The 11,836-nt window shown below is 61.8% G+C and carries 11 protein-coding genes; 6 read left to right on the top strand and 5 right to left on the bottom strand.

Annotated elements, in window-relative coordinates:
- Window positions 1–75: 75 nt before the first annotated feature.
- Window positions 76–2,523: a zinc/cadmium/mercury/lead-transporting ATPase gene (locus tag G5168_RS08780; protein ID WP_421252085.1), complete on the bottom strand. Its 2,448-nt coding sequence runs from the start codon at window positions 2,521–2,523 to the stop codon at window positions 76–78.
- A 184-nt stretch (window positions 2,524–2,707) separates the two neighbouring features.
- Here G5168_RS08780 and tpx point away from each other — a divergent pair, with 184 nt between their 5' ends.
- Window positions 2,708–3,208: a thiol peroxidase gene (tpx, locus tag G5168_RS08775; protein ID WP_021230929.1), complete on the top strand. Its 501-nt coding sequence runs from the start codon at window positions 2,708–2,710 to the stop codon at window positions 3,206–3,208.
- Between the two features lie 58 nt (window positions 3,209–3,266).
- Here tpx and G5168_RS08770 read toward each other — a convergent pair whose 3' ends face one another.
- The gene (locus G5168_RS08770) at window positions 3,267–4,094 is read right to left on the bottom strand and encodes a transporter substrate-binding domain-containing protein (protein ID WP_100646827.1); all 828 of its coding nucleotides are present in this window, start codon (window positions 4,092–4,094) and stop codon (window positions 3,267–3,269) included.
- Window positions 4,095–4,236: 142 nt separating this feature from the next.
- Here G5168_RS08770 and G5168_RS08765 point away from each other — a divergent pair, with 142 nt between their 5' ends.
- Window positions 4,237–5,466 (top strand): DEAD/DEAH box helicase, encoded by a 1,230-nt coding sequence (locus G5168_RS08765; protein ID WP_421252084.1) that lies wholly within the window; start codon window positions 4,237–4,239, stop codon window positions 5,464–5,466.
- A gap of 3 nt (window positions 5,467–5,469) precedes the next feature.
- On the opposite strand, the gene G5168_RS08760 is transcribed toward G5168_RS08765, so the two are convergent.
- Window positions 5,470–6,300 carry a CPBP family intramembrane glutamic endopeptidase gene (locus G5168_RS08760; protein ID WP_227341890.1) on the bottom strand — a complete coding sequence of 277 codons (831 nt, stop codon included), beginning with the start codon at window positions 6,298–6,300 and terminating at the stop codon, window positions 5,470–5,472.
- Between the two features lie 162 nt (window positions 6,301–6,462).
- Here G5168_RS08760 and G5168_RS08755 point away from each other — a divergent pair, with 162 nt between their 5' ends.
- Window positions 6,463–7,167 carry a substrate-binding periplasmic protein gene (locus tag G5168_RS08755; protein ID WP_421252083.1) on the top strand — a complete coding sequence of 235 codons (705 nt, stop codon included), beginning with the start codon at window positions 6,463–6,465 and terminating at the stop codon, window positions 7,165–7,167.
- Window positions 7,168–7,238: 71 nt separating this feature from the next.
- Here G5168_RS08755 and G5168_RS08750 read toward each other — a convergent pair whose 3' ends face one another.
- Entirely contained in the window at window positions 7,239–7,535 is a 297-nt protein-coding gene (locus G5168_RS08750; RefSeq protein ID WP_005348860.1) for a hypothetical protein, read from the bottom strand.
- Window positions 7,536–7,588: 53 nt separating this feature from the next.
- The gene (locus G5168_RS08745) at window positions 7,589–7,963 is read right to left on the bottom strand and encodes a YacL family protein (protein ID WP_031227767.1); all 375 of its coding nucleotides are present in this window, start codon (window positions 7,961–7,963) and stop codon (window positions 7,589–7,591) included.
- 209 nt (window positions 7,964–8,172) lie between these two features.
- On the opposite strand from G5168_RS08745, the gene G5168_RS08740 reads away from it, so the two are divergent.
- The 3 genes from G5168_RS08740 (at window position 8,173) to G5168_RS08730 (ending at window position 11,812) form a co-directional block, all read left to right on the top strand.
- Window positions 8,173–9,288: a sugar diacid recognition domain-containing protein gene (locus G5168_RS08740; RefSeq protein ID WP_005357925.1), complete on the top strand. Its 1,116-nt coding sequence runs from the start codon at window positions 8,173–8,175 to the stop codon at window positions 9,286–9,288.
- A 118-nt stretch (window positions 9,289–9,406) separates the two neighbouring features.
- Window positions 9,407–10,669 (top strand): GntP family permease, encoded by a 1,263-nt coding sequence (locus G5168_RS08735; RefSeq protein WP_421252082.1) that lies wholly within the window; start codon window positions 9,407–9,409, stop codon window positions 10,667–10,669.
- Window positions 10,670–10,678: 9 nt separating this feature from the next.
- Window positions 10,679–11,812 carry a glycerate kinase gene (locus tag G5168_RS08730; RefSeq protein WP_266134741.1) on the top strand — a complete coding sequence of 378 codons (1,134 nt, stop codon included), beginning with the start codon at window positions 10,679–10,681 and terminating at the stop codon, window positions 11,810–11,812.
- Window positions 11,813–11,836: the final 24 nt, after the last annotated feature.

The following is an 11,836-nucleotide window of genomic DNA, read 5'->3' as shown; positions in this document are numbered from 1 at the left end:
GTGAGAGAAATGAGAGGAAAAAGAAAAGCCGTCCCGGTTGGGGGACGGCTTTTGGCTGGGATGCCATTGGCTGGCTTAACGCTTGCGCAGCAGCCGCAAGGCGTTGGCGGTCACCAGCGCGGTGGCGCCGGTATCGGCCAGCACCGCAATCCACAGTCCGGTGATGCCGAGCAGGCTGGTGACCAGGAAGATGGCTTTAAGCCCCAGCGCCAGCGCAATATTCTGGTGAATATTGGCCAGTGCCGCCCGCGACAGCCGGATCATCGCGGCAATACCGCCGAGCTGGTTGTGGGTCAGCGCCGCATCGGCGGTCTCCAGCGCCACATCGGTGCCGCCCCCCATGGCGATGCCGATACTGGCCCGCTTCATGGCGGGGGCATCGTTGATGCCATCGCCGATCATGGCAACCTTCCGGGTGCTGGCCAGCTTGGCGATCTCTTCTACCTTGTTCTCCGGCAGCAGACCGGCGCGCCAGCCCATGCCCAGCTCGGTGGCGATCGCCTCGGCGGCACGGGGGTTATCGCCGGTCAACATAATGCTGTTGAGCCCGAGCCGGTTGAGCTCTTGCAGCGCAGCCGCCGCCTCCGGCCGGATCTGATCCCGCAGCGCCAGCAGGGCGACCGGCAGCGCCTGGTCGCCGCTGCTCTGGCATAGCACGACCACCGTCTTGCCCTGTTGCTCCAGCGAAGCAATCCGGGTTTGCTGTTCCATATTCAGGGCCGCCACCCGGCTCGGTGCCAGCAGTTGCCACAGTTCACCGTTGATGCGTCCCTCAACCCCCATGCCCGGCAGTGCGCGCAGGTCGCGGGCCTCCGCCAGCGTCAGCCCCTGTTCGGTCGCGTTGGCGACCACGGCGCGGGCCAGCGGGTGGTGGGAGCCCTGCTCGATGGCAGCCGCCAGTGCCAGCAACTCGGTCTCCGGTTGGCCATTGAGGCTGACCAGCTCGGTCAGTTGCGGCTTGCCCAGGGTCAGGGTGCCGGTCTTGTCAAACGCCACGGTATCGATATGGGCCAATCGCTCCAGCGCGGCCCCCCCTTTGATCAGCGCCCCCTGACGGGTGGCGGCGGCCAGTGCCGAGGTAACCGCTGCCGGGGTGGAGATGACCAGCGCGCAGGGGCAACCAATGAGCAGCAGTGCTAGGCCACGATAGATCCACTCGTCCCAGCTCTGGCCGAAGGCAAGGGGCGGCACCAGCACCACCAGCAGGGCGACCAGCATCATGGCCGGGGTATACCAGCGGCTGAAGCGGCCGATAAAGCGCTCGATGGGCGCGCGCTGGCTTTCGGCCTCCTCGATGAGGTGCAGAATGCGGTCGATGGCGTTGTTGCCGGGTTCGGACACCACCTCAAGGCGCAGCACTCGATCGGCAGCCAGACTGCCGGCCGGCACCTTGTCCCCCTGGCGACGTTCCACCGGAATGGATTCGCCAGTCAGGGCGCTCTCGTCAAACGCACCGAGCTCATCGAGCAGGCGGGCGTCGGCAGGCAAGCGGGCACCCGGAGCGATTTCGATAATGTCGCCGGGACGCAGCTCATCGGCGCCGACCTCTTCCCGCACCTCGCCCTCGGCAGTGGCACAGATCCGCAGCGCCTTCTCAGGCACCAGCGCCATCAGCGCGGTCACTCCGGCCCGGGCGCGTCCGGCGGCGTAGGCCTCCAGATGTTCACCCAGCATAAAGAGCAGCAGCACCATGGCCGCTTCGGCGGTTTCGCCGAGGAACAGGGCGCCCACGGCGGCGACCGTCATCAGGGTCTCGATGGCGAAGGGGGAGCCGCTCTTGGTCAGCGCCCACGCCTTGCGGGAGATGGGCCACAGACCCCAGAGGGTCGCCAGGGTAAAGAGTGGCTGACCGAGCTCTTTCGGCAGCAGGGCGGCAACCAGCATCAGACCCGCCAGTGACAGGGGTTGCCAATATTTGCCCAACAAGTTACCGAATAGATTTCCTTGCAGGGGCTGTTGTGAAGCTTGCTTACGGCCAGCTGCCTGCTTGTCAGCACTTTCCCCCTTGAGCTGGAAACCTGCGGCCAGCACGGCGGCGGTGACGGGATCCGGGGAGAGGCCTGGGGCCAGATCCACTACCAGCTTCTCGGTGGCAAACAGCACGCGTGCCTGCTGCACGCCGCTCACCCGGCAGACGGCTGTCTCGATCTTGCGGGCGCAGCTGGGGCAATCCATCCCCAATACCTGCCAGCTGTGGCGGCTGTTGCCTTGCACCGGCGCAACCAGCGGGTCTGCAGGGGGCATATCGTGCTCATGCTCATGCTCATGCTCGTGAGCTGGTGATAAGGAGGCGCTGCAGCACGCTTGATCGTGACAGCCTCCTCGGGGAGGCTCTTCATCCCCGGGGGATTCATTGCCGTCACGGGATGTGTGCTCATGAGGCGTCTGGGTTGAACAGCAACTGACGGGCGTGGTGTTGTCGCAGCAGTGGCTATCGTGGTGATGTTCACTCTGGCCAGAGGCCGCCTTGCTGACGGCCTTGATGGGGGCGGCGTGCTGATGATTGCAGCAGGATTTGCTCATGATGAGTCCCTCTTGATGGATCCCGCCCCTGCGAGATCCCTGATTACCGAGAAGGAGTCTAAACCTTGGTGTTAAGTCCAAGGTCAACCCCTTTATATCCCTTGTCTTCGCGGGTGTTTGTCTGGTCCCGCCGCCCCTATACTGATCACTCGGATTTTTACTACACCAATAAAGGACATAACACATGAGCAACTCAGTCACTCTGCAAGGCAACCCGGTTTCCGTCGCTGGTCACTTCCCGGTCGCCGGTGAGCAAGCCAAGCCCTTCTCCCTGGTGGCCAAGGATCTTTCCGACGTGACCCTGGCAAGCTTTGCCGGTCAGCGCAAAATCCTGAATATTTTCCCGAGCGTCGATACTCCCACCTGCGCGACCTCTGTGCGCAAGTTCAACGAGCAGGCCAGCGCGCTGGATAACACTGTCGTGCTGTGCATCTCCGCCGATCTGCCGTTCGCCCAGTCCCGCTTCTGCGGCGCCGAAGGTCTGGACAAGGTAGTGACCCTCTCCACCCTGCGCGGTGCGGCCTTTATGGAGGATTACGGCGTTGCCTTCTCTTCCGGCCCGCTGGTAGGTCTGACCGCTCGCGCCATCGTGGTACTGGATGGTGACAACAAGGTGCTGCACAGTGAGCTGGTCGCAGAAGTGGCCGACGAGCCGAACTACGCCGCTGCTCTGGCCGTGCTGTAAGGCTGCAAGCCATAAAAAATCCCGCTTCGGCGGGATTTTTTATGCGGGAATTGTCTGTTCAGGGTGTTGCGGGCGGGGTGGTCGCCGGTTCAGCCTTGGCGGGTGGGGAGGGTTGCCACTCCACATAGGGGCGGTGGATCTTCTCGTAGATCTCGGCCAGTTTGCCGGTGGCGGCGAGTTGCTCAATGGAACGACTTAAAAATTCGTCTATTTCATCCCCGCTCCCCCCTTTCTGGATGATGAAGACATCCTCGAAATCACCAAAGAATTCACGGCGAATATTGGTCAGCTTCAGATTTTTCAGCATCAGGTCCGCCTCTTCTTGTGCCCAGACAAAGGCGTCTATGCGACCCCGAGACAGTTTGCGCAGTGACTGCTCGATACTCATCGAGCGCTGTACCGAGAAGGGCATATAGTCGGGAACGGCTTCAATCAGCAGATCCCGTTTGGTGGGCACTATGCCATAGGCCATATCTGTGGTGACCGGATGGGCAGTATTGCTGTAAATCACATGGGCCACCTTGCCAAAGCTGCGGGTACTGAAACGGTAGGGGAGCATATCGACCTCCCTGAGATTGCGGATGGCGGGCAGACCGAGATCTGCCTTGCCAGCGATCACTCCGGCCATGGCCCGGGCGATGGGATAGATGGTGATTCTGATGGTCACATCGGGATGAAGATCGTCGATGGCGCGCACTAAATCAACGAAAGGTCCTGTCTTGTCGGCATTGATCAGTCCCGGCAGCTCACCGAGATGCGCGTTAAGAGTACGCACCGGTTTGGCCTGTTCGGCCGCACTGTCGCTCGCCGTGCTGCCGGACAGGCCGAGCGAGATGCTGCCAAGCAGCGCACTGGTCAGCAGCAGGATGGGGATGTGTCTGGTCATGACAGTTTTCTCTGTGATGGGTCAGCTCAAGTGTAGTCAGCCCGTTGCAATCCCCCCTTGGCCTGGCCATCATGGATAGGGTTTTACTTCTCGGCCCCCGCTCACTAGACTTCGCCTCCCACTTCTTTGTTGACGTAGCGCCATGACCTTTCGCGAACTTGCCCTCCATCCCGCTCTGCTGGCCTCTTTGTCCACCACCTTGCAGACGCCGACCCGCATCCAGCAGCTGGCGATTCCGGCGGCGTTGGCGGGGCAGGATCTGCTGGCACTGGCCCAGACCGGCAGCGGCAAGACGCTGGCGTTTGGTTTGCCGCTGCTGCAACGGCTCGATTCTGCCTCCAGCCAGGTGCAGGGTCTGGTGCTGGTGCCAACCCGCGAGCTGGCGATTCAGGTATCTGCCGCGCTTAAAGAGGGGGCCGAGGCGCTGGGATTGTGCATCGTGACGTTGTGTGGGGGCGTTGCGCAGGAGCGGCAACAGGCCGAACTGGCGCAGGGGCCACAGCTGCTGGTGGCTACACCCGGGCGGTTGCGGGATCTGCTGACCCAACAGTTGTTGGGGCTGGATGGTCTGCAGCTGCTGGTGCTGGATGAGGCGGATCGTCTGCTGGAGATGGGCTTTGCTCCCGACATCAAGGCGCTGCTCGGCTTTATTCCGGTGGATCGCCAGACCCTGCTCTTCTCCGCCACCTTGCCTGCCGAGCTGGAGGCGCTGGCCAACGGCCTGCTGCGTGAGCCAACCCGTATCGAGGCCACACCCCTCAACAGCGTGGTGAACGAGATCGAAGAGCGACTCTATCTGGTCAACAAGAGCAGCAAGGTGCCGGCGCTCATCAGCCTGCTCAAGGAGCAGGCGTGGCCGCAGGTGCTGGTCTTTATCAGTGCGCGGGATGATGCCGACGGGGTCGCCAGAAAGCTGGCCAAGGCGGGCATTGCGGTGGCTGCTCTCCATGGCGAGAAGGAGCAGGCGGTGCGCGAGCAGGCGCTCAATGATTTCAAGGAGGGTCGGGTGCGGGTGCTGGTGGCCACCGACCTGATGGCGCGCGGCATCCATGTGGAGGCGCTGCCGCTGGTGATCAATCTGGACTTGCCCGCCAGTGCCCCTGTCTACGTTCACCGCATCGGGCGTACCGCCAGGGCTGGCCGCGAGGGGTTGGCCATCTCGCTGGTTTGTCATGGCGAGAGTGACATGCTGCAAGCCATCCGCACCCTGACCGGCCGCGAGCTGCCGCTGGGAGATCTGGCGGGATTCCCGGTCACCGACCAGCCTGCCAGCGGGGAGGGCAAACGCCCCCCTCGTGACAAGCAGGCCAATCGCCGTACTCAGGCCAAACGCAGCGTCAAGCAGTTCAAGGGCAAGACGCCGCGCAGTTGACCGTCAGGCTCTGGCCAGCGGGTAGGTGAAGAGCACCAGATGGGCGAAGTTGAAGGCGAAGTGGATCAGGATGGCCACGGAGAGTCGCCCGCTGAGCTGGAATACCAAGCCGTAGCAGCAGCCTGCCAGGGTCGCAAACAGCGCCAGCAGTGGGCCACCGGGCAGGTGGATGGCTCCGAACAGTAGCGCGGCCACGATGATGCCAATCCAGGGGCGGTAACGCTCGGTCAGCCCCTGCTGAATAGCGCCTCGAAACAGCGCCTCTTCCGCCACGCAGGTGAACAGCAGGTTGTTGAGTGCAAACAGCCACCACCAGTGGGGCAGACCCACTTCTGGTTTCAGTGCCCCCAACTGCCAGGCGATGACCAGCAGGGCACCCAGCGGCAGCAGTAACAGAGCCAGCGGACGCCAGCGGATAGCGCCTCCCTTACCAAGCAGCGTCGGACAGGCCAGCAGCAGCCCAAAGAAGAGCAGTGGCTTGTCGAGGTTCAGATACATGTTGAATGGCACACTGGCGGGGCCTGCCAGTACCTGATCCAGCACCTTGAGATTGCTGAAACCGGGGATCAGGTGCAGGGTCAGTGCCACCGCCCATGCCAGCAGGGCTGACCATGCGAGGGGGCGGCTATGGCCGGAGAAGGTGGGCAGACGCCAGGCCAGCAGCAGGGCTGCCAGCGTCACCAGCAGTGCGGTCGTGGTGATGCGATCCAGCCAGAGCGCCAGCAGCAGAGCCACAGCAAGCAGCAGGAAACCTGGCAGGCGTTGGCGTGCCATACAGAGCAGGGTGGCCAGTGCCAGTGCTGCCCAGATCAGTATGTCAGGTAGGGGTAACATCGGAACTCCTCTGTAATAAAAGCGCTGCACCTTAGCAGGGGCGTTGGCGCAAAGGCAACCAGACCGGGTTATTTGGGTCAGCCTCCTATACTGAACTGGAGAGTAAAGAGAGGGATGGCGATGAAGCACTATGGCTGGTTGTTCTGTTGTTGGTGTGGATGGTTGTCATGCGCCCCCCTGTCGCTGGTAACCGGAGATTTTTCGCCCTATTCCGGGGCCGGGCTGCCTGATGGTGGGCAGAGCACCCGGCTGGTGACGACCCTGCTGCGCGAGGCTGGCTATGACGAGCTGAAGGTGGATTACCTGCCATGGAACCGGGGCTACGAGCTGGTTCGCAACGGCCTGGCATCCGCCACCTTCCCTTATGCCTGGACGCGTGAGCGAGCCAAGCTGTTCTATTACAGCGCCCCCATTCATATCGATCACCTCTCCTGGTTCACCTATCGTGGCAGTGATGCGGTACTCGATGGCAAGTGGCAGGGGTTGAGAGTCTGTATTCCTGCCAGCTGGAGCACCAGTCACGCAGATGAGGTGATTGCCCGTTTTTCATTGCGGCTCACTCGCCCCAAGAGTTTGGTGCAATGTCTGCAACTGCTTGAGCGGAAACGGGTTGATCTGATGCCGATGAATGATGCGGTGACGGCGGCCGCCAGCATGCAGGTGTTCGGCGACCCGAACTATCTGCAACCGCTCCCCTATTTTCGCCAGCGGGATACCTTCTATTTGCTGGTGTCGCGCAAGATGCAAAATGGACGCGAACTGATAGAACGCTTCAACGAAGCCTTGGCTGCGGCACGTGCCAGTGGCCATTACGACCAACTGGTTCCCTGGGGACAGCCACGTCTGCTGCGCTGTGAGCAACCCTGAGTCAGAGCAGATTGGCACCAATTAAAAAGCCGGAGCAGTGGCTCCGGCTTTCTTTATGCCTTCAGGGGCGATTAGCGGCCTGATTCTGCGATCACGCGGGCGATGATATCGGCGCGCTTGCCGGCTTCCAGTTCGCCCAGGGCGATCAGGCCAGCCTTGAAGATGACGTTCTTCGGCAGGCTGACGTCGTCCAGCGTGGCGATCGCTTCAACGTGCATGCCGTTCAGACGGCTGGCATCGCGCGGGCTCAGGTTGACCTGAGTGTTCATCACCTGCTTGCCTTTCTTCTTGGCAGGTGCAGCCGCTTTCTTGGTGGATTCCTGTTCTTCGTCTTCCGGCAGTTCGTCATCAAAATCGTAAATAGACATAGTCAATCCTGTTGAGTTAGGCAAAAGGGCACATTTGCCCGACATTGGGTCAATCAGCCCATATCCTCGTTACGGATAAAGGCGCGCCAGGAGCCGAGCACCTGGGCAAAATCTTCCAGCCCGCACATGGCCAGCTGTTCATCATCGTAGTAGGCGAGATCGTCAAGATCCTCACCCAGCTCGATATTGAGGGCGTTGGCTTTCACCTCCGCCTCTTCATGGGTCAGCAGCAGGGAGTAGTCACCGCCGTTGAGCCGGTATTCGACTCGGGTGCGGTTGGAGAGCTGATCAATGATGGAGAAGAGCTCGTCGAGCTTCTCCTCATCCTTGCCAACCTCGTCGATCAGCCACTGACCGATGGCTTCATGGCCCATGGAGAACCGGGCGCGATAGCCACCAAACGGGTCGCGGCGAAATTCATAATCCATAGCACAGTCCAGATCGGAGGGATGGGCCAGCACGGGCAGGCGGGTGCAAGCACGCAATTCCTGCTCCATGGCGGGGCACACATCGGGTAAAGTGGCCTATTCTAGCGATCCCCCTCTCGCTTGTCTTGATGATGTGGCATCTTTGCGCCCATGTGCCCTGAATCGCCTCGTGGTGACGTAGCCAGGTCAGCCCCTTGTCCGGAGATGTTATGCAGCTAAACGATAACCTTGCCCGCCAGATCGTCGCGCGGGCGATGAAGATCCTCTCCTTTTCGGTCAACGTGATGGACGAACACGGCCTCATCATTGCGTCCGGCAATCCGGAGCGGATCCATCAGCGTCACGAAGGGGCCGTGCTGGCGCTCACTGAAAACCGGGTGGTGGAGATTAGCGAAGCGACAGCCCTGCAGCTCAAAGGGGTGCGACCAGGCATCAATTTGCCCATCTCCTATCAGGGGGAGCTGATCGGGGTGATCGGCATCTCCGGCGATCCGGAGGAAGTGCGTGCTTACGCTGAGCTGGTGCGAATGACCGCCGAGCTGATCCTGGAGCAGGCGGCGCTCACCGAGCAGCTGCAGTGGGACAAGCGCCACAAGGAGGAGCTGGTGTTGCAGCTCATTCGTGGTGAGGGGCGAGTCGATCAATTGCAGCAGGCGGCCCGTTTTCTCGGACTGGAGTTGGCCCAGCCTCGGGTGGTGGCCGTGCTGGCGCTGGAGGAGGCGGATCCGGCTCGTCTGCGAGAGCTGGTCCATCAGCTGGAAAATCCGGAGCGGGACAATCTGGTCGCCATCAACGGGCTCGACGAGATAGTGGTGCTCAAACCGGCGCAGTTGAGTGATGGCGTCTGGCAATCGGCGCAGGAGCGCAGCCGGATCAAGCAGTTGCTGGCCCGCATTCCCCACTTCAAGGTGCATATCGCGGTGGGCGATTACTTCGCCGGGATCGACGGGCTGGCGCGCTCTTACCAGACGGCGCGGGATACCCTGCGCCGTGGCATGCGGCAGGCGCCGCGCAAACAGGTCTACTTCTTTGAGGACTACCGTTTGCCGGTGCTGCTGGGGAGTCTGGCGGACTCCTGGCAGGCGGATCAGCTGCGCGCACCGCTGCAGAAACTGGCCCGGGAAGATGGCAAGGGGGCGCTGCAGAAGACCCTGCGCCACTATTTCTTGCAGGATTGTGATCTGCATCGCTGTGCCGAAGCGCTGTTCATTCACCCCAATACCCTGCGCTATCGGCTGGGGCGGATAGAGCAGATAACCGGGTTGAATTTCAACAAGTTAGACGACAAATTTTTGCTCTATCTCGGCCTTAATCTCGACTTGTGATTGTGAAGTTGGACAAAAAAACACTTTTACATGACGCAATTTTTGGTTTGTAAGCCAAAGCATTCTGATTGCAGATCTCCATAATGGCGGCCATTCACTCCCATTGAAGGTGTCCGTCATGATCCCGGTTACAGCCCTTGGCGCCATCGCGGCGCTCTCCATCGCCATCATCCTCATTTTGAAGAAGGTGCCGCCCGCTTACGGCATGATCGTGGGTGCCCTGGCCGGTGGCCTGATTGGCGGTGCCGATCTGACCCAGACCGTCGCCCTGATGATCGGCGGCGCCCAGGGGATCACCACTGCGGTGATGCGGATCCTGGCGGCCGGTGTGCTGGCGGGTGTACTGATCGAATCGGGCGCTGCCACCACTATCGCCGAGACCATCGTCAAGAAACTCGGTGAAACCCGCGCCCTGCTGGCGCTGGCGCTGGCAACCCTGATCCTGACTGCGGTCGGCGTCTTCGTGGATGTGGCCGTTATCACGGTCGCCCCCATCGCGCTGGCCATCGCCCGCCGTGCCGACCTCTCCAAGGCGGCCATCCTGCTGGCGATGATCGGCGGCGGCAAGGCGGGTAACGTCATGTCCCCCAACCCTAACGCTATTGCCGCGGCTGATGCCTTCCATCTGCCCCTCACCTCTGTGATGGCGGCGGGCATCATTCCGGGTCTGTTCGGTCTGGTGATGGCCTACTGGCTGGCCAAGCGGCTGAACAACAAGGGCAGCAAGGTTGCTGCTGATGAGGTGGTGAGCTTTGCCGGTGCCAAGTTGCCGGGCTTTGCCGCCGCCATCAGTGCACCGCTGGTCGCCATCCTGCTGCTGGCCCTACGCCCGGTCGCCGGTATCGTGGTGGATCCGCTGATTGCGCTGCCGCTTGGTGGTCTGGTCGGTGCCCTGATGATGGGTAAATTCCGCAAGGTGAACCAGTTTGTGGTCTCCGGCCTCGCCCGTATGGCGCCAGTCGCCATCATGCTGCTGGGTACCGGTACCCTGGCAGGAATCATCGCCAACTCCGGTCTGAAGGATGTGTTGATCAGCGGCCTGACCGCCTCCGGTCTGCCTTCTTACCTGCTGGCGCCTATCTCCGGTGCCCTGATGTCGCTGGCGACCGCCTCGACCACCGCCGGTACCGTGGTGGCCTCCAACGTATTCAGCTCCACCCTGATTGAACTGGGGATCAGCAGTCTGGCCGGGGCGGCGATGATCCATGCCGGTGCCACTGTGTTTGACCACATGCCCCACGGCTCTTTTTTCCATGCCACCGGTGGCAGCGTCCACATGGGCGTGGGTGAGCGCCTGAAACTTATCCCTTACGAAACTGCAGTCGGTCTGACCATTGCCACTGTCTCCACCCTGATGTTTGGCGTGTTTGGCCTCGCCTAAGGAATTGATATGAAAATTGTTATTGCCCCCGATTCATTCAAGGAGAGTCTGAGCGCCATGGCGGTGGCTGATGCCATCGAGGCCGGTTTCAAGCAGGTACTGCCGAATGCCACCTACGTCAAATTGCCGATGGCCGATGGCGGTGAGGGCACGGTGCAATCGCTGGTCGATGCCACCGGTGGCCGCATCCTGCCGGTCGAAGTGACCGCGCCTCTTGGCAACAAGGTGCAGGGCTTCGTCGGCCTGCTGGGCGATGGCGAGCGCGCCGTCATCGAGATGGCCGCCGCCTCCGGCATCCATCTGGTGGCGCCCGAGCAGCGCAATCCACTGCTCACCTCCAGCTTCGGTACCGGCGAGCTGATCCTGGCCGCGCTGGAGATGGGGGTGAAGCATCTGATCCTCGGTATCGGCGGCAGCGCCACCAATGACGGCGGAGCCGGTATGATCCAGGCGCTCGGCGGCAAGTTGCTCAAAGCCGATGGCTCTGCCATCGAGCTGGGTGGCGCGGGTCTCGGTGAGCTCGAGACCATCGACCTGAGCGGTCTGGATCCGCGTCTGAGCGAGCTGGTTATCGAGGTGGCGTGTGATGTGAACAACCCGCTCTGCGGCCCGAAAGGCGCCTCTGCGGTGTTTGGCCCGCAGAAGGGGGCAACGCCTGAAATGGTTGTCGAACTTGATGCCAACCTCTCCCGTTATGCCGACTGCATTGAGCAGGCCCTTGGCAAGCAGGTGAAGGATATTCCGGGGGCGGGCGCTGCCGGTGGCATGGGGGCCGCACTGGTCGGTCTGCTTGGTGCCGAGCTCAAGCCCGGCATCCAGATCGTCATCGAAGCACTGAAACTGGCCGAGGAAGTGGCCGATGCGGATCTGGTCATCACCGGCGAAGGGCGCATCGACAGCCAGACCATCCACGGCAAGACGCCAATCGGTGTCGCACGTTGCGCCAAGCAGTTCGGCAAGCCGGTGATCGGCATCTCCGGTTGCCTGACCGACGATTGCGGTGTGGTACACGATCACGGGCTGGACGCGGTATTCGCCGTAGTCAACCGCGCCATGTCTCTGCCGGAGGCGCTGGAGAGCGCCAGCACCAACATTCAACTCACTGCGCGCAACGTAGCAGCGCTCTATCAGCTCAAGGGCTGATCCGGTTCGGCCGATGCGCCCCAT

The sequence above is a fragment of the Aeromonas sp. 600724 genome (assembly GCF_049175135.1).
GTDB classification, from domain to species: domain Bacteria; phylum Pseudomonadota; class Gammaproteobacteria; order Enterobacterales; family Aeromonadaceae; genus Aeromonas; species Aeromonas veronii_A.
This window is presented reverse-complemented; position numbering and strand designations above follow the sequence as displayed.